The sequence below is a fragment of the Nitrospinota bacterium genome (assembly GCA_016235255.1).
Taxonomy (GTDB): domain Bacteria; phylum Nitrospinota_A; class UBA7883; order UBA7883; family JACRLM01; genus JACRLM01.
Map to the genome: position 1 here is coordinate 59,295 of JACRLM010000085.1, position 18,891 is coordinate 78,185.

Here is an 18,891-nt window from a genome sequence, read left to right on the forward strand (position 1 = left end):
GTCAGTGACGGTTCTTGTAAAGCGGAAACCTCTCGCAAAGCTGGCGGACCCGCCCTTTTATGGCGGCAAGCCTGGCCTCGTCCTCAAGGTTGTCCAACGCTTCCACTATCCAGTCTCCGACAAGATCCATCTCCGTCTCTTTCAGGCCGCGTGTGGTGATGGCGGGGGTGCCGATCCGCACCCCGGATGTCACCATCGGCTTTTCCGGGTCGAACGGGATGGCGTTCTTGTTGACGGTGATGCCTGCCTTCTCAAGCCCCACTTCCGCCGCCTTGCCGGTCACCTTTTTGTTCCGAAGGTCCACGAGCATCAGGTGATTGTCCGACCCGCCGGAGACGAGCCGCAGCCCCCCGGCGATAAGCTTTTCGGCCAGCCGTTTGCAATTTTTCACTATCTGGCGCTGGTAATCCTTGAATTCGTCCTCCATCGCCTCTTTTAACGCCACGGCCTTGGCGGCGATCACGTGCATAAGCGGCCCCCCCTGGATTCCGGGGAACACAGACCTGTTCAGGTCCGCCGCCCACTTCTCCTTGCACAGCACCATCCCCGAACGCGGCCCGCGAAGGGTCTTGTGGGTGGTGGTGGTGACAAAATCGGCGTATGGCACCGGCGATGGATGCACTCCGGCGGCGACAAGGCCTGCGATATGCGCCATGTCCACCATGAACACCGCCCCCACCTCGTCGCATATCTGGCGGAACGGCTCCCACGGTATCTCGCGCGGATAGGCCGAGGCGCCCGCGATGATAAGTTTGGGCTTGTTGGCTTTGGCCAGAGCGCGCAGTTCGTCGAAATCTATCGTCTCCGTGTCCTTGCGCACGTTGTACGGCACCACTTTGAACCACTTTCCCGAAATCGAAAGAGGGTGCCCGTGGGTGAGATGCCCCCCGTGGGCCAGGTTTAATCCCATGATCGTGTCGCCGGGATTCAACACCGCGAAAAACACCGACTGGTTGGCCTGGGATCCGGAATGGGGCTGCACGTTGGCGTGATCGGCGCCGAAAAGCGACTTGGCCCGGTCTATGGCCAGTTGCTCCACCAGGTCCACTTTCCCGCATCCGCCGTAATAGCGCTTGCCGGGGTAGCCTTCGGCGTATTTATTGGTCATCACGGACCCTTGCGCCTCGAGCACCGCCTCGCTGACGAAGTTTTCCGATGCGATCAGTTCGAGCGTATAAAACTCCCTGTCCTCCTCGCCGTGGACGGCGTCCCACACTTCTGGGTCCTGGGTCTTCAGGGCGGACTCGCGGGTATCAGTGGTCATTTTTCTTTCTCCCGGTTGTTCTGTTCAAGTTCGGTGATCTTCTGGAGCCTGCGCTCGTGCCTTCCTCCCTCGTAAGGGGTGGTAAGCCAGGTCTCCACAATGTCAAAGGCGGTGGAAAGCCCCGTGGTGCGCCCGCCGATCACCAGTATGTTGGAGTTGTTGTGCAGCCTGCTCATCCGGGCGGTGTAGTTGTCATACACTAAAGACGCCCGCACACCGGGGAACTTGTTGGCGGTGATGGACATGCCTATGCCCGTGCCGCACAGGAGTATCCCCCGGTCAAACTCCCCGCCGCTCACGGCGCCGGCCACCTTCATACCGTAGTCCGGGTAGTCCACGGAGGTGGCGTCGTGCACCCCCACGTCCACCGGCTCGTAGCCGAGCTGTTTTAGATGGGCCACGATGTCCCGTTTGAGGTCGAACGCGGCGTGGTCGGACGCAATGACGATTTTCTTTGCCTTATCTTCCAATGTTTCACCGGAAATAATGTTAATTCAATCGAATTTACTATTATATTAAAGCTTTGGCGCGGGTGTCAAAAAGAGCGTGTGCGTCCCAGGGTGCGCGAGGCCCTACCAGATCACTTTGGCCCCATATTCCCGGAACATAGGATCGCTGGTGACCACGGGGCAATTGGTAATGATGGATTGCGCGATCAACATGCGGTCAAATGGATCGCGATGCGGGCCTGGCAATGCGCCTGCCGCAACGCCGTGCTCGACGGTGACGCCAAGTTCTAAAAAGCGGGCCTGGCGCAGGTAATACGATAGTTTTTGCGGCACGTCGCCTGCCTCGGGCAGTTTGCCCAGCCGGGCTTTGGTGGAGATTTCCCACGCCGAAGCGGCGCTCACCCAGATCACATGATCGGGATCGGCAATGGCGCCATGGGCTTTTTTTGAGAGCCGCTCGTCGCCGAACAGCCACCAGAGCAGGGCATGAGTGTCGAGTATAAGTCCGTTCACCGCTCCCAAGCCTTCAACTCCTTCTCCGGGAGCGGTTCGAAGAATTTGCCCGTGACCCTTCCTTTCGCCAGGCCGGACCGGCGCGGCTCGGGTTTTTCCAGAGGCGTCAGGCGCGCCACCGGCTTGCCCGACCTTGCGATAATGATCTCTTCTCCCGCCGAAGCGGCGTTCACCAGCTTTGAAAGATGAGTCTTGGCTTCGTGCAGATTCACCGACCGCATGACGATTCTCCCCCGTTAAACCAACTTGATGGACTTAGTTTACTATATGGGATGTTTTCCGTAAAGAAGGGCTCTCCTCCTGGCCGCTGTGTGATGGGGCGTTTGTTGAAAGCCGCTTACCCTCCATCCGGTCTTGCGCCCGCCAGGCCCAGTTGGACTTGCACCGCCCGCTCCACGCCGAGCATCCCGTCCGTGTCCAGCCGTCCTATACGGGTCTTTAACCGTGCTTTGCTAACGGTGGCTATCTGGTCACCCATAGCTTTGCGAGTTTCGCCGTTGAGGGTCACATACGCCTCGCATGGATAAAGGCGGTCTGTCTTGCTGGTAAGGGGGATCACCTGGACACGGTTCAACGCTTTGTTTGAAGCGTCGTTGCTGATGATGACGGCGGGGCGGGTCTTGCGGATCTCCCCGCCAATGGATGGATCAAAGTCCACCCACCAGACCTCACCGCGTTTCATCTTTCACATCTTCGACAAGCCCCTCGCTCCATTCCAGCGCCTCTTTTTCGCGCTCTTCGTCGGCGGCCATGCGGCGATACGCCGCGTCGAGATTTTCGCGGACAACGTGCGGGCGGGCCAAATCCTCCAGAAACCGGCTGACCCGGCGGTGGCCGATTACCTTATGCAGCCCCTCGTAAACCTTTTCGTCCACGGTGATGGTAAGTTTTTTTCTCATGACTCAGACCTTCCTGTACGTATTCTACACGTATTGAATAAACTTGCGCATAAAACAATATTGTCCCCCCTTTGACTTACCACTCCCCCAGTCCATACAATACCGGAAACTGACAAGGGGCTTTATAAAGCGCATGTCCACCCGGCCCGCTCTGACGATATATCCCACCCGGCGCAAGCTGGAGGAGGCGGTGGCGCGCCTTGTGGACGGGCCGGGTAACAGGGCGGCGGCCGGTTTCGGCATGATGACCCTGGGGGCGTTCGAGCAAAGGTTGTCCGCCCAGCTTCCCGGCCCGGTGGAGAGCGCCTCCCCTTTCGCCCAATCACTGATACTTGCAAAAGCGATGGACGCCCATTGCAGCGCCAGTCCGGGATGCGCCCTGGCCCGCGCCCGGGGGTTCAAGGGTTTCACCGGGGTGACCCTGTCGTTCTTCAACGAGCTGGCGGCGGGGCTTGTCACGCCGGAGGTCCTTGAACAAATCACAGGATACGCCCCCGAAAGCGAGCGGGACATCGCCGCAGTATATTCCCTTTTTCACAAGTCCCTGGCCGATCACCGCCTCTCCGCCTCCGGGCCTGAAAAAACGGCGGTAATCGCCGCGCTGGGCCGGGACGAGGCGTTCGATATCCCCATTCTAAGCCAGTACGGCGCAATAGTTTTGCGGGACATATATCAGTTCACCCCCTTCCGGTTCGAGCTTTTCAGGATAATCGCCCTAAGGATGCCGGTGCAGATCGTCGCCCCCGCCCCGGATGAGCGGCGCAAGGCCTTTGGATATATTGTTTCCAACATCGAGAAATTCGAAAACCTCGGCGAATTGGCCGGGGAGCTTGAAATCGCTTATGAAGAACCGGGCAAAGGGGCGCTCCAGCCGTTGCTGGCAAAACTGTTCGACATGGGCCGCCCCGGGCCATCGGAAGTGGACGGCGGGCTTTTGGAAAACGTGAAAATTCTGAAATGCGCCAGCCGGTACCGCGAAGTGGAGGAAATCGGCCTTTCCATATTGCGCATAAGGGAGAGGACCGGGCTCGATTGGAGCGAATTTGGCGTGGTCTTCCGCGACATAAATCCATACGCCGCCATCATCGAGGACGTTTTCGGCAGGTATGGTGTGCCGTTCTATTTCCGGCTCGGCTTAAAATTGTCCGTCAATCCGCTGGTCAAGGCTGTCCTGTCCATCTTCACCGCCATAGAGACCGGATTTGAGCGCAACGCGGTGATGCCGGTGATCTCCTCCGGCTATTTCGGCAGGTTTGCGGGGCTTGATCACGGCCTGGCGCGCAAGCTTTTCATAGTGTCCAAAATCATAGACGGGCCGGCCTCCGCCTGGAGGGCGAAGCTCGGCCGTGGCGTGGAGCAATTGACAAAAGATGAACGGGGCGCGGCTAAAATAATCGCCCGCGAAACATTGGCCCTGCTAAACCAGTTGGAGAAATTCGCCGGGCAGGCGCATCCGGAAAGTTTCTTCGAATCCTTCTCCGCGATTCTGGAGAGCTTGGCGATCAGCGCAGATCCGCCCGGAAAGCCCGCGATGCCACGGGCGCAAAAGGTCCGGTTCCGCGACAACAGCGCGCACGTCCAGCTGCTGGAGACCGTCGCCGAGGCGCGGGAGGCCGCGGAAAAGCTGCGGCTGGGGCGGTTTAACATGGGGTTTGACGCGCTGCGCGCCCTTTTCACAAGCCACCTGGACAACCGTTACATCCCCGAGCCGGGGACGGCGGACACGAACACGGTGGCGGCCATCGGGGCGCACGACGCGGCGGGGCTGTCGTTCGCGCATCTATGCGTGGGGGGGCTTGTGGAAGGGGAATTCCCGAAATTTCCAGAGGCAGGCTCCATATTGAACGAGCAGGAACGCGGCGAGTTCAACCGGTTGCATGGCGCCCACGTCCGCGCTAAAGCTCCCCACCTGTGCAAGGGATTGCGGGTGTTTGACAGGTGGACGGAGAAATGGCAGGAAGAGTCGCTCCTTTTTTTCCAGACGGTCAAGGCGGCGCGGGAAAGCGTCGTCCTCACTTATCCGGAGAAGGAGCTGGACGGCAGGCCCCTTATGCGGTCGCAGTTCGTGGACGACACGCTGGACGTGATCCTGCCCGGGGCGGCAGCGGCCCAGCGCGAGGAGCTTCTGGAAAAAGAGGCTCCGCCTCCTATCATCACCGAGCGGGCCATGGACGAACTTGCCGATGGCGACGAGAAAATGACCCGCGTGATAAAGGACATTTTCCGGGGGAATGCGCCCCAAAAGGGGGAAGCCGAAGCGGCGGCGTCTGAATTTGCCGGGCGCAAGTTGAAGTTCACCCGGCTATTGGACCTTTCGGCCATGGCCCGCAGGCGGGACAATTATTTTTTCGAGCAAGACCCCCATGCCAAGCTCGCCATGCTCGATTCCCACAGCGGGCTTGCCTCCGATGGACGTCAAAGGCTGCGCCAGACCTTCGCCAAACATCACAAAGGGAGCTACAGCCCCACAGGGCTGGAAAAGTACGGCCAGTGCCCTTTCAGCTTTTTCGCCGCCCGCGCGCTGGCCCTTGAGGAGGTGGAGGAGCCGGAACTTGAGATGGACGCAAAAGGGATGGGGACGCTTCTCCACGATATCGTGGAGAGGTTTTACAGGCGGATGATCGAAAATAACGGGCTCCCATTGAGCGGCGGCCCAGCGGAGGAGACCGCGCTTTTCGAGGCGGCGGAGAATTCTTTCGCGGCCATTGAAGCGATGGGGGGACAGGGGGACCCATCGGTTTTCCGGGTGGAGAAAAAAAGGATTCTGGGCCAGTTGAAGCTGTGGCTTTCGGTGGAGGCGGAAGAACAGGCGAAAAGCGGCTTTGTGCCGTGCGCGGTGGAAACTGCGTTCGGCCTTGGTCCGAAGGCCGAGCCCCCCATATCGGTGAATATTCCGGAGCTTGGCGAAAGGTTCCTGGGCGGCAAGATAGACAGGACAGACGTGGACCCGGGGAAACGGGCCGCGCGCATAGTGGACTACAAGAACAGCTCCTCGGCGCAAAAATACCGGGAGATGGTGAAGCGGGAAAACATGGGGCGGACCTCCTTCCAGCCCCCCATTTACATGATGCTCGCCCGGCGTTATGTGATGGACAAGGGCATCCTGCGCGAACCCGGCGCCCTGCGCGGCGGCTACCGGCTGCTCAAGGCCCGCAAGCCTTCGGATGCGTACATCATGACCGATTCAGGGAAAGGGGCGCAGACGCATGTGGACGACGGGGTGTTCCTTTCCATCGGACCACAAGCCGGCGGAGAGCGGTTTTTGGACAAGCTTGCCGCCACGGTGATCAATATAGAAAACGGCCTTTTCCCTGTGGAGCCGGTCAATTGCGATTACTGCTCCTTTTCCGCCCTGTGCGGCCATATAGAAACTTTCACGCCGTCAGGCGAGGCGGAATCATGAGCATGGACGCGGTGAAGATGATCCTGGAGGCCGATGGGAGCGTTGTGGCGCGGGCTGGGGCGGGATCGGGCAAGACCTATTCGCTCGTAGAAAAGTTCATCGATGAACTCAAGACTGAGACGGACAAAGGCTATGTGAAGGTGGACGAACTTGCCGCAATAACCTTCACGGATAAGGCGGCGGCGGAGATGAAGGAGCGTGTCCGCGAGAAGCTGACGGCGCAGCTTGAGGCCATGCGGGGACTGTTCCCTGTCTCCGGCTCGTCGGCGAACCTGGACGAAGGGGATGGCAAACCAGGGGGGAACGAGAAGCTTTATTATCACCTCGTCCGGCAACGCCAGTCCCTGGGGGGCGCCTATATCTCCACCATACACTCGTTCTGCGCAAGGCTTTTAAAAGAGAACCCGCTTTCCGCCGGGGTTGATCCGGCATTCGGCGTGATGGACGAGACGCAGGCGGCCACCGGACTGGAGGACGCGGCGCGGCGCGTGCTCCTTTCAAAACTGCGCGCCGGGGACAAGGAGGCCGAACGGCTGACGTTCATATTCGGCTTCGCCGCCAAAGCCGCCATGGGCGCGGGGCTCACCGACACCATCACACGTATGATCCCGCTTTTGCGCGCGGCGGACAAGCCGCCCAGCGCCCTCATAAACCTGTACAGGGAAAAGGCCGGGCCATATATCGCCGATGACGGCGCCATGATTGACAGGTTGATGGCCGTTGTCCCTCAGCTTGATGCCACGTCAAAGCTTCCGACCCTTAAGAAAGCGGCCGAGTGGATCGCCCGGAACGCCGGGGAACTATGCGGCGCCAAACCGTCCATCACTGCGGCGGTGGAAGGCATGGAGTGGGCAAAGAAGATGGAAGAGTCCGTGAACGAAAGCAAGTCCGCGATGCCGCAAACAGTTGAAACCGGCCATATGGCCGCAACGTTATTGCGCAAAGCCGCCGGAGCGGTGATCGAACGGGCCACCATGGGGGACATGGAGGCGTTTTTAAAGCTCTCCGGCGCCGTGATGGACGAATATGTGCGGGAGAAGGAGAGAAAATCGCTACTCGATTACGACGACCTGCAGGAGAAGGCCCTGGCCCTGCTCCGTTCGCGCGAATCAGTGGCGAGCCGCTACGCCGAAAAGTTCCGCAGGGTGATGGTGGACGAATTCCAGGACACCAACGAGCTTCAGCGCGAAATAATCACCACCATCGCCGATCCGGCGGACGGAAAGCTTTTCATCGTGGGCGATTTCAAGCAGTCCATCTACGGATTCCGGGGGGCCGATCCGGCCGTGTTCGAAAGCACCGCCGGGCGTATCGTGGAAACAGGCGGCCGGTCGGCGCCACTTACCGTGAACAGACGGAGCGTGGAGGAGCTTATAACCTTCACCAACGCCCTTTTCACCGAGCTTATGAACGGCGGAGAGGACGGGAGCGGACGGCGGTTTGATCCGGCGGAGGACGCGTTGACGGCCCATCGCGGGGCCTGCGGCCAGACGGCTGTGCGCAGGCTTTTCATTCCGGATGGAAACGGGGCGCGGGAAGCGAGGATGACAGAGGCGCGGGCCATAGCCGGGCTTGTGCGCAAGGAAGTGGAATCGGGCCAGACTATCATCGAATTGGACGGCAAACGGCGGCCGCTGAAGTTTGGCGGCGTGGCGCTGCTTATGCGCCGGTTCACCAACGTTTCGATGTATGAGAACGCATTCCGGCTTGCCGGAGTCCCATTCCAGGTGGTGCACGGCAAGGGATTTTACGGCGCGGGCGAAGTGGCCGGCCTTGTGAACCTGCTTTCGTGGCTGGACTGGCCGGACGACGCGCTGGCGCTGGCTGGAACGTTACGGTCGCCTTTTGTGGGGGTGAGCGACGTGACGCTGCTCCTGCTCCACCGGGACGAAAACGGCGCCCCGCGCCACACTCCCGGATTTTTCAGCGGAAATCCAAAACCGTTCCCAAAGGATATTTCCCGGGAAGACACCGTCAGGCTCAAACGGTTCGCCGCCGTCTCCGCAAGGTGGCGCGCCGGGAAAGGCCGCCTTGCCATCGCCGAGCTTTTGGAGACGATCCTTTCGGACACAGGTTATGGCGCGGTGATGATGAGCCGCTTCCACGGCGAACAGAAACTTGCGAACATTCTAAAGCTCATCGAACGGGCCAGGCTTTTCGACGCCGGTAACGGAGGCTTTTCCGCGTTCGTGCGGGACCTTCGGCTACGGAGCGATGAAGGGGCGGACAAGGAGGCGCAGGCGGACGTGGCCGGGGCGGACGCCGTGTCCATAATGACGGTGCACCAGAGCAAGGGGCTGGAGTTTCCCATGGTGATAATCGGGGACATGGGGGCGGCCTCGAACACGAACCTGGGGCGCGCTGTCTTCCATCCCCGCATGGGGGCGGCCATCAGCCATTGCGTGGCGGACGGCATGGAATGGGTGAAAGGCCCGGTGCGCCTTGCGGTGGAAGAGGAGTTGAAACGGGGCGCGCGCGAGGAGAGCAAACGCCTGCTGTATGTGGCCATGACACGGGCGCGGGACAGGCTTGTGTTAAGCGGCCCGCCGGGAAAGTCCGGGAAGGACACCTGGAGCGCGTGGGTGGACGGCATCGTGGAACGGGCCGGGCTTGCGGTGGAACCTGTGGACGCGGCGGGACTGGCCGCGCCGGTGGAAGGCCTGGAGCGGGAGGACGACAGGGAAATCGTGCGCCGGGTGAAAACACTTTTAGACCAGCCCGGCGCCGGGGAGATTGCGAAGAAGAAAACGGCTCCCGAAGCAAGGCCTGTGATAAACGTCACCGTGACGGCCCTTGCCGCCATGAACGCCTGCCCGAGGCTGTATTATCACCGCCATGTGATGGAGTTGGAAGAAAACCGCGCGGCGCCGCAAGGAAAAGATGTACGGACGCAATCATCCAGCGCGGACATGGGAAGCAGGGTCCACGCGCTTCTCGAAAAGCTCCTCTTCACGCAAGATGGTTTCGAAAAACGTCTTTCAAGCGCGGTGAACGCGGATTTCGCGGACCAGACGGATGCCACGCGCAAAATAATACATGGCGCCATCGCGCGAGCCTTTGGCGCGGCCCCGCTTGCCGGACTGTTGACGGCCACGCCGGGCGAGGCGAAAAGGGAAGTTCCGCTGGTCTATAAACTTGAGGGGGATGATGTGACGCTCATCGTCCGGGGGGCGGCGGACGTGGTGTGGGAGCATGAAGGGAATATTTTCGTGGCCGATTATAAATATTCGAAGCGCCCCGCCGGCGAAAGCGTTTATCTGTTCCAGTTGAAACTATACGCGGCGGCGCTGATGAACGCCATGGAAGTGGACCGTATGGAAAGCTGCGTCGTCTATCTTTCGGAACCTGAAAAACCGGTCACCAGCGTTACCCTTGATCCAACCGGCGCGCGGAACATCGAGCAAGAAGCCCTGGCCGCCGCGGCGGCGATAGCAAAGCTTGAGACCCGCCCGGAAAACCACTGGCCCCGCGCCAATGAGGAATATTGCAAAGCGGCGGGATGCGGGTTTTGCGGTTCCGGTGAATCCTGACTTCACAATCAGAACTGATTCGGCTTCTTTCGGCCTCGCCCGTGCGATAATATGAATCACACAATCTGTCTGAACGGGGGGGGGGACCGTGGATTTCAAGGTTGGGGACCGCATCGGCGGGCGTTACGAGGTGCACCGGATTTGCGGCGGGGCCGGCAGATCGGGCATGGGGATCGTTTATGTCTGTTTCGACCACAAGGGGGGCGGGGCTGTGGCCCTGAAGACCTACCAGCAAGGCTTTTTCCACGACAAGGCCCTTTTCGAAAGTTTCAAGCGCGGCGCCCTTGCGTGGATACATCTGGACCGCCATCCGTACATCGTGCAGGCCATGGGGGTATTCAACATCGCCGACAGGCTTTACATCGGCCTCGAATACATCGCGCCCGATTCCGAGGGGAGGAACACGCTGACCCATCATCTCAAAGGGCGCATCCCGCCCGAGAAGATTTTACGCTGGGGCGTGCAGTTCTGCGACGGCATGGAGCACGCGCGCCTGAAGCAGATCACCCCCCATCGCGACATCAAGCCTGACAACCTGATGATAACCTCCGCCGGAAACCTGAAGGTAAGCGATTTTGACCTGGCCGGGCTTGGCTCCCTTTCCGCCCAACCCTTCCCCGCCGGGAATGTTTCATCGTCCGCCCCGGGGCTTTCTTTTATCAAGGCGGGGGAGGGAAAATTCGTTGTCGGCACTCCGCCGTGGATGGCGCCCGAGCAGTTCGATGGGGAGACGGACGCGCGAAGCGACATATACAGCTTCGGCGTGACGCTATACCAGATGTCCGCCCAGGGGCGGCTTCCGGTGACTGCGGTGGACGGGGACTGGGCGAAGGCCCATCGCGATCAGTCCCCGGAGAGGCTTAAGACATTGCTTTGGCCGCTGATAGAAAGATGCCTGGCCAAGGACCCGGCGCAAAGATTCGGCGGCCGGGAGCCTGAGAAGGGGTTCATCGAACTGCGTCTGGCGTTCGCGGACATGTGGGAGCGTGAAATGCGGAACATGCCTGTCCCCAGCCCTCCGGAGGGGCGCGTTTTTCAGGCCGGCGACCATAGCGACAAAGGGGTGTCCCTGGCCCAGATGGGGATGCACGACCATGCCCTGCGAGAATACAAAAAGGCGCTGGAGCTCGACCCCAACTGTGTGCTTGCGTACCTTAACGCCGGGATTTCGCTGTGGCGCAAGAAGAACTACACCGAAGCTGCCAAGGCGTATATCAAGGCCGTCAAGCTCGACCCCAACCTGGCGGAAGGATACTGCAATTACGGCCAGGCGCTCAAAAGCATGGGGAACGCGGTGGAGGCGGAGAAGGCGTTCCGCAAGGCGATAAAGCTCAAACCGGGGCTCTCCTCCGCATACGAGGGGCTTGGGATCATTCTGTCCGAAAGCGGCAGGGGGCCCGAGGCGGTGGCCCTGCTGGCCCAGGCTCTTGAAAAAGATACATCCAATCCCAGCCACCATTACAACCTGGGAGTGTGCCATGAAAGGGCCGGGCGGTTTGACGAGGCGTTAAAACTGTTTGAAAAAGCGGTGGAGCTAAGCCCGGACAACGCCGGTTACCTTTACGGCCTGGGCAACGGCTACAGATTCAAAGGCGACATGGCAAGGGCGGTGGAGATGTGGCTGCGCGCAGCCGAAATAGACCCCAAACACGCGCTTGTGCGCTACAACCTTGGCATCGCGTATGAGCGGGCGGGGAACATCGAGGCGGGCTTCCAGTGGTACCGGCAGGCCATCGCCCTTGATCCGCAATTCGCCGACCCCTATTACAACTATGCGCTGATACTTGCCAACCAGAACCTGTACGGCGACTCTGCCGGCGCTTTCGAAAACTTCGCGAAATACGCCCTTCCCGCCATGGCGGAACATGTGGAGAAAGCCAGGGGCTACATTCCCCAGCTTAAAAAAAGCGAGGCCGATTACCTGGAATTGATGAAGACCGGGCCGGGAGCCCTGTACAACCGGGGGATCGCCTATATGAACCTGGGGCTTCTTGTCCCGGCCCGCGAGCATATAGACAAGGCCTTGAAGATGCGCCCGGGATACCCGAACGCCCTTTGCGGGCTCGGGATACTTCATGAAAGGAACGGCGATTACAACGCCGCAGCCGACTGCTATTGGCAATCGCTGACCAGCGATCCGTCATACGTGATCGCCTGGAACAACTACGGCTGGGCCAACTATAACCTTGGAGCCCTGAAAAAGGCGCGCGAGGCGTATGAACGGTATATAAAGTCCGCCCCCGCCGAACAGGCGGAATGGATTGCCGCCGCGAAGGCTGTGCTGGCGGAGATAGAACAGAAAATGGGGGGCGGCCCGGCGCCTTCAGGCGGCGACTTCGTGGACCAGTTCAACAAGGGGATGGCGTTCATCAAGGCGATGGAGTACGGCAAAGCGGCGGAAGCTTTCTGGAAGGCGCACAGGCTAAAACCGTCCGACTCGGGCACAAGGTTCAACCTGGGGCATGTGCTTTTGATGGACGGCCAGTACGCCGAGGCGCTCAATGTGTTCGGCGCGCTTGCGGCCGAAATGCCGGGCGACGTGGAGGTGCGCTACAAGGTCGGCATGGCGAAAATGAAGCTGAACATGCTCGAAGAAGCGGTGGTGGAGTTCCGCGGCGCCATCAAGATAGACCCGAAGTTCGGCTCAACGTACTACTCCCTGGGCTGGACCCTGGACACCCTTGGCAGGGCAAGGGAGGCGTGCGAGGCGTACAGGGTGTTTCTCGCCAACGCCGGCCCGAACGACGCAAGAAACGTTGAGCCTGTTCGCCAGAGGCTCGAATATCTGGAAAAGGGGCTTAAATAGTGAAAAAATCCCCTTATTCTCCCGGCCTGCTGGCCGCATGGCGGATATCGGCGGGCGAAACTGTTGCGGGGAAAATTCCCAAAATCGGCGTCATCCAGTTTCTTTGCGGGCTTTTAAAACTTAAGGACGCGATCCCGTATATAGAAAGCAGCGTAAGTTTTTCATTGGCCGACATGACCATCATGAAGGAGGAAGCGCGCGTCCTGGAAGATATCTTCAGCCGGGTAGGGCTTGATCCCGCCGCCACCCGGCGCGGACTGCGCGAAGCGGTGGGGATCGGGGGTTACGAATGGAAAGACGACGCGCCGGTGCACAGGAGCTCTTCGCTGAAAGCCGTTTTCGAGCGCGCGGCTTATATCTCCAACGGATTTAACTCCGATTGGGTGAAGGCGCCGCATATGCTCGAGGCCATTTTCGAGGATCCGCCGCCGCAGGTCAAAGAGCTTCTGTCCGGACGCAAAATCAAAACGCAGGAGGTGGAACGGCTGGCAGAGCAGGCCAACGCGGCGGCGCATGCCCCATCCCCGGCCACCGCTGGCGCGCAAATCCCTTCGCAAAAAAATACGGCTCCGGAATTTTCCGTTGACGCACTCTCAGGATCGCTAACGCAGTTCGGGCGGGACCTGACGGCGCTGGCGGCGCAGGGGAAATTGGGACCGGTCATCGGCAGGCGCGATGAAATGCTCCGGCTGGCCCGGGTGCTTTGCCGGAAGACAAAGTCCAATCCGGCGTTAGTGGGCGAGGCTGGCGTGGGGAAGACCGCGATTGTGGAGGGGCTTGCGGCGCGGATCGCTCAAAAAAAAGTGGCGGAAGAATTGTGGGGCCACCGGATAGTCGAAATCCGGATGGGGCAGCTTGTGGCGGGGACGAAATACCGGGGGGATTTCGAGGAGCGGTTAAACCGGATCGTGGCGGAAGCGGAGGCGGACCCAAAGCTCATATTGTTCCTTGACGAACTGCACACCCTTGTCGGGGCTGGTGATGGCGGAAGTGGCGGACTGGACGCTGGAGCGATCTTAAAACCGGCCCTGGCGCGTGGGACGATCCGCTGCATCGGCGCCACCACCTTCGACGAATACCAAAAACACATCGCCGCCGACAAGGCGCTGGCCCGCAGGTTCATCCCCGTGCGCGTCGAAGAGCCTTCCGAGGCGGAAACGCTCGAATTGCTGCGCGGGCTGAAGGCCAGCTTTGAACAACATCACGGCGCGGTGATAGAGGAGGGGGCGCTGGATGCGGCGGTGCGGCTTTCCATGCGGTACATACGGGACAGACGGTTGCCGGACAAGGCGATAGACCTGATAGACGAAGCGTGCGCGCTGGTGAAGGTGGATACGCTCAGCCACCATCCCGGCTCCCCGTCCGGCGCAACGGGGGGCAAAAAGGCGTTCGAACATGTGACGGCGGAGATTGTGGCCCAAGCCGTTCGCGAACTTACCGGAATCGAGCCCGCCGAACTGGCCGGGGCCGGCCCGGCCCAGCTCTATTTGCGGCTTGCGGACAAATTGCGCGAAAAGATCGCCGGGCAGGATCGCGCTATCGCAAAGGTGACACAACGGCTGCGGATGGGGGCGGCGGGGCTGCGCGACGAGAACAGGCCTGTGGCGGTGTTCCTTTTTCCCGGCCCCACTGGTGTGGGCAAGACGTGCATGGCTAAACTTATATCCGAGGAGGTGTTCGGCGATACCGGCGGCATGATCCGGCTGGACATGTCCGAGTTTGGCGAGAAGCACAATGTTGCGCGGCTTATCGGGGCTCCCCCGGGATACCTGGGGCACGGCCAGGAGGGGCAATTGACCGGCGCGTTGAAAAAACGCCCTTATTCACTGGTGCTGCTCGACGAAATTGAAAAGGCGCATCCGGACGTGTGGGACATATTCCTGCAACTGTTCGACGCCGGGCGGCTGACGGACGGGAACGGGGAGACGGTGGACGCCACCCACGCAATCTTCGTGATGACCTCCAACATCGGGGCGGAACGTTTGAAAGAACGGGCCGTCGGTTTCGGCGCGGACAAAATACGGGACGAGGCCGGGGAGTATTTGAAGGCGCTGGAATCGGCCTTCCGGCCCGAGTTTTTGAACCGGATAGACGAAGTGGTGGTCTTTGAGCCTTTGAACAGGGAACGCGCGCGGATTATCGCAAAAATGGCGCTGGACGAAATATCGGAAAAACTCGCCAAACGTTCCCTCTCCCTTCAAATCGGCGAAGGGGTGGTGGACAAGCTTGTCACCGAAGGATTCAGCGAAGCCTATGGCGCCAGGAACATGCGCCGGACGGTGGAAAATCTCGTGGCCAAACCGCTTGGCGATATGCTTCTGGCGGGCGCCTCCGGGGGCAAAACAATCACCCTGGCCATAGAGGGGGACCGGCTGAAGATCGTGAGATAAAAACGCGCTGAATGCAAACCAGAGATGATTATTGAAAAGAGCCGGGATGCCGTTTTCACGAAAATTGCCTTTAAAAATAAATCACGCCAGGAACCTTTTCACACGCGGGATCAGATCCTCCGGAGTGAGCGGCTTGTTCACGAAATCATCGGCTCCAAGCCTGAAAGCGGTCTCGCGTTTTTTCGTGTCGGTGTCCGCGGTGATCATTATCACCGGGATATCTTTGAGATGTGGCATGCCCTTAATCCGCTTTAGCATCTCAAATCCGTCCATTCCCGGCATCATCACGTCGAATATCAAAAGATGGACCTGTTCTTTTTCCAATATGGACAAGGCCTGATTTGCGTTTTCCGCTTCCATGGTGTCCACATATATCCTGCTTAATAGAAGCCTGAGCACCATGCGGATCGCCGCCTCGTCGTCCACGATAAGCACCCTCGGCCTTACCATTGGCAGGTCCGCGTAAAACACGCTCCCTTTCCCTTCTTCTGATTCCGCTGTCAGGCTGCCGCCCAGCGCTTTCATTATGTCGTGGCTTAAAGGCAAGCCGAATCCGGTGCCCATTTCCCCATCCGTCCCCGGTGTGGAGGTCTTCTCGTCGTGGCGGAACAAGACCGGCAGCATGGCTTTATTAATCCCGGTTCCATTGTCGGCCACGGCGATGGAGCACTCCCGCCCTTCCGGCGTGAAAATCCTGACCGTGTCCCCTTTGCGGGAAAACTTCACGGCGTTGGTGACAAGGTTCTGTATGACCTCGCCGAAAAGCTCAAAATCCGTGTAAAGCCTCATCCCCGGCGGGACTTCGTTCATGATCTTGACCCCTTTTCCCTCCGCCAGCGATCCTACCTTGCCAAGGACATAGGACACTTCCACGTTCGCGTCGATGAACTTTCGCTCCGGCTTTATCTTGCCGGTCTGGAGCCTGCTGATGTCGAGAAGCTCACTGATCATTTTCACCATCCTGCCGCCGCTGCTGTTCACATGGCGGAGTATTTCAGCGTCCTTCCCGGAAAGCTTGCTCGCCTCATCCCTCCCCAAAAGACCCAGAAGGCCGATTATACTAGCCAGCGGGGATTTGAGATCATGGGCCACCAGCGACACGAACTTGTCCTTCAGCCGGGTGGCGGCTTCGGCCTCGTCCTTGGCGGCGCGCAGCTCCTTTTCGGCCAGCTTGATCTCCGTTATATCCTGCGCCACCCCGGATATCCTGCCGCCGCCCCGGATATCCTGCCGCCGCCCCGGAAAATCTTGACGTAAGAGCGGACGTGCCTTACCGCTCCATCGGGACGGACAAGCCTGAAATCAATGTCGAAATTATTGAATTCGGAAATCGCCAGGTCCAGCGCAAGGGCGACCTTGCTCTTGTCTTCCGGGTGGATATGCCTCAAATAGACGGCGAAAAGCCAGGCCAGCGCCCCCTCCCCCATTTCGGAATCCACATCGAAGATCATGCGCATCTCCTCGGACAGTGAAAGCCTGTTTTTCATTATGTCCAGGTTCCAACTGCCGATGCGGGCTATTTTCTGGGCCTCCATCAGGTTGCGCTCCACTTCCACAAGGCGTTCCTCGGCTTTCTTGCGCTCGGTTATGTCGCGGTTGCTTGCGCGGCGGCCAAGCCAGCCCCCCTGTTCATCATAAACGTTCATGCAACAGTGGTGTATCCAGCGTTCCTCGCCGCTTTTTGTTATTATGCGGTATTCCAGTTCGCTGGTTTCTGAAAGATTGCGCATGACGCGGAAATGTTTGTTGATGGCCATCCTGTCGTCCGGATGGGCTATCTCCACTTCCAGCAAAGGATCTGCGGCGAACTCCTCGCTGGAATAGCCTGAAATGCGCTGGCACGAAGGGGACACATAAATCATTTTTCCGTCCGGGCCGCGCCAGTTTTCCCAGTCGAAGGTGTAATTCGCCACGGTCCTGTAACGTTTCTCGCTTTCCTTGAGAGCAAGTTCCGCCGCTTTGCGTTCCGTTATGTCCCGCGCCACCCCGATTGCTTTCCATCCTTCGGCCATTTTCAGGGAAGCGATGGAAAGCTCCAGGGGAAACTCCTCCCCATTTTTACGGAGGCCCGTGATCTCGATTGTCTTGCCGATGACCGGCCCATCCCCTTTCTCACTGAAAGCCGCAAGCCCGTTCAGGTGGGCGCTCCGGAACTTTTCCGGGATTATAATCGTGCTCAGGCAAACTCCAAGCGTCTCCCGCTGCGTGTAGCCGAACATTTTCTCCGCCGCCGGATTCCAGAAATCCACTTTGCCGCTGGCGTCTATCATTATTATCGCGTCGCTGGCCGCGGAGGTGACCACGCGGAGCCGTTCCTCGCTCCTCTTTATCGCCTCTTCAGCCAGTTTCCTGTCCGTAAGGTCCCTTAACACAGTGATGCGCGCGGGAAGGCCCTTGAAATAAGCTGCCTTGCCGCGAACCTCCACAGGAAAGGTGGACCCGTCTTTGCGGAGCCCAAGAATCTCGTATGGCCTGTCAAAACCGGAAGCGATGTTGGCCACGACTGTGGCCCTGTATTCCGGGGCCGTAAGCTCCAACACGGTCATCGCCTGCAATTCCTCCCGTGAGTACCCGAACATCGAGGTGAACATGGTATTTACATCCAGGAACTTCCTTTCTCTGGATATCACTATCCCCTCAAAAGACGCTTCGGCTATGCGCCGGAACCGGGCTTCGCTTTCAATGGCCGCTTCCTCCGCGCGCTTGCGCTCGTTGACTTCCTCCATGAGCCCCTGGTTTAGGCTGTTGGCGGTTTTCTTTTCGGCGATGAGCGCCGCGATAAGGTCGTTTTTTTCAAAACGGAGGGCCAGGGTGTCGGTGAATGTTCTATTTATCCTTGTGGCAAGTCCCCACATGATCGCCACGAATACCACGATCAGAAGCCCGGCGGCCACATGCACCTCGTCGCCGAATGTGAACAGTTTGATCGCGGCAGGTATGATAAGCGGGACGACGTACAGGCTGTAGATTTCCATCACTATGGAAAGATATACCACCGCTCCGGCCGCCATACCGCCAAGCACGAACACTGTGAACCACTGGTGGGACACCATTTCTCCGGTCATGAAAAGGACGCCAGTCACCCCCCAAAGGAGGCCGGAAACGAACGTTTCGGCGGCGAATCTGTTTTTCCAGAGCGCTGCGTTGGACTCGTTTATATCCTGTTTGCGGAAAGCGAGCACAGTCCCCCACCGGTAAAGAGTCACAAACCACAAAGCCGCCGCCCATGACACCAGGATTTCATGCGCCACAGCATCCCATTGGACATACATTACAATCACGGGATTGACTAAATTGGCTATGAGCGCGACTTTTGCCTGGCCGTAAAGCAGTCTCACCCGCTCGACGAGCATTTTGACGTCAGGTGCGCCAATATTGGTGGGAGCTCCGCCTTCCGGATGGTTCATATATTTAAGAAACCAGCGAAAAAAAAGGAAAAGCTTTCAGGAACCACTTAATTGAAAAACAGGCATTACGGTTATTAGTTTACCAGTTAGCTGGCAAAAAACGAAGGGTTTTATTAAGTTTACCTATGTAAACAAAGGTGCGCCACCACACTTATTTTGTATTGAAACGTACAATTACCACTCCCGGCTGGAGATGATTGATTGATTTTGGAGAGCGGTATTTGATAGCT

General features: G+C 59.1%; 12 protein-coding genes. 4 read left to right on the forward strand and 8 right to left on the reverse strand.

Annotated elements, in window-relative coordinates; all coding sequences use genetic code 11:
* Position 1 precedes the first annotated feature (1 nt).
* The 6 genes from HZB29_11570 to HZB29_11595 all read right to left on the reverse strand — a co-directional run bounded on the left by HZB29_11570 (position 2) and on the right by HZB29_11595 (position 3,125).
* Entirely contained in the window at positions 2 to 1,264 is a 1,263-nt protein-coding gene (locus tag HZB29_11570; GenBank protein MBI5816234.1) for a serine hydroxymethyltransferase, read from the reverse strand.
* Positions 1,261 to 1,713, reverse strand: coding sequence for a ribose 5-phosphate isomerase B (gene rpiB, locus HZB29_11575; protein MBI5816235.1), 453 nt, complete (start codon positions 1,711 to 1,713; stop codon positions 1,261 to 1,263). The genes HZB29_11570 and rpiB overlap by 4 nt, the downstream gene beginning before the upstream one ends.
* Before the next feature lie 123 nt (positions 1,714 to 1,836).
* On the reverse strand, positions 1,837 to 2,226 hold the full coding sequence (locus HZB29_11580; protein MBI5816236.1) for a type II toxin-antitoxin system VapC family toxin: 390 nt from the start codon (positions 2,224 to 2,226) through the stop codon (positions 1,837 to 1,839).
* On the reverse strand, positions 2,223 to 2,447 hold the full coding sequence (locus tag HZB29_11585; protein ID MBI5816237.1) for a type II toxin-antitoxin system Phd/YefM family antitoxin: 225 nt from the start codon (positions 2,445 to 2,447) through the stop codon (positions 2,223 to 2,225). The genes HZB29_11580 and HZB29_11585 overlap by 4 nt, the downstream gene beginning before the upstream one ends.
* Before the next feature lie 116 nt (positions 2,448 to 2,563).
* The gene (locus HZB29_11590; protein ID MBI5816238.1) at positions 2,564 to 2,908 is read right to left on the reverse strand and encodes a type II toxin-antitoxin system PemK/MazF family toxin; all 345 of its coding nucleotides are present in this window, start codon (positions 2,906 to 2,908) and stop codon (positions 2,564 to 2,566) included.
* Positions 2,895 to 3,125: an addiction module antitoxin gene (locus HZB29_11595; protein ID MBI5816239.1), complete on the reverse strand. Its 231-nt coding sequence runs from the start codon at positions 3,123 to 3,125 to the stop codon at positions 2,895 to 2,897. The genes HZB29_11590 and HZB29_11595 overlap by 14 nt, the downstream gene beginning before the upstream one ends.
* 133 nt (positions 3,126 to 3,258) lie before the next feature.
* Between HZB29_11595 and HZB29_11600 the strand changes: the two genes are divergently transcribed.
* The 4 genes from HZB29_11600 (at position 3,259) to HZB29_11615 (ending at position 15,254) form a co-directional block, all read left to right on the forward strand.
* Complete coding sequence (locus HZB29_11600) at positions 3,259 to 6,528, forward strand: PD-(D/E)XK nuclease family protein (protein MBI5816240.1); 3,270 nt, start codon at positions 3,259 to 3,261, stop codon at positions 6,526 to 6,528.
* The gene (locus HZB29_11605) at positions 6,525 to 10,058 is read left to right on the forward strand and encodes a UvrD-helicase domain-containing protein (protein MBI5816241.1); all 3,534 of its coding nucleotides are present in this window, start codon (positions 6,525 to 6,527) and stop codon (positions 10,056 to 10,058) included. The genes HZB29_11600 and HZB29_11605 overlap by 4 nt, the downstream gene beginning before the upstream one ends.
* Positions 10,059 to 10,146: 88 nt before the next feature.
* A complete protein-coding gene (locus tag HZB29_11610) occupies positions 10,147 to 12,864 on the forward strand; it encodes a tetratricopeptide repeat protein (protein ID MBI5816242.1) in 2,718 nt (905 codons plus the stop codon).
* A complete protein-coding gene (locus tag HZB29_11615; protein ID MBI5816243.1) occupies positions 12,864 to 15,254 on the forward strand; it encodes an ATP-dependent Clp protease ATP-binding subunit in 2,391 nt (796 codons plus the stop codon). Before HZB29_11610 ends, HZB29_11615 begins: the two co-directional genes overlap by 1 nt.
* Positions 15,255 to 15,335: 81 nt before the next feature.
* On the opposite strand, the gene HZB29_11620 is transcribed toward HZB29_11615, so the two are convergent.
* The gene (locus HZB29_11620; protein ID MBI5816244.1) at positions 15,336 to 16,451 is read right to left on the reverse strand and encodes a response regulator; all 1,116 of its coding nucleotides are present in this window, start codon (positions 16,449 to 16,451) and stop codon (positions 15,336 to 15,338) included.
* A complete protein-coding gene (locus tag HZB29_11625; GenBank protein ID MBI5816245.1) occupies positions 16,436 to 18,661 on the reverse strand; it encodes a PAS domain S-box protein in 2,226 nt (741 codons plus the stop codon). Before HZB29_11625 ends, HZB29_11620 begins: the two co-directional genes overlap by 16 nt.
* Positions 18,662 to 18,891 lie beyond the last annotated feature (230 nt).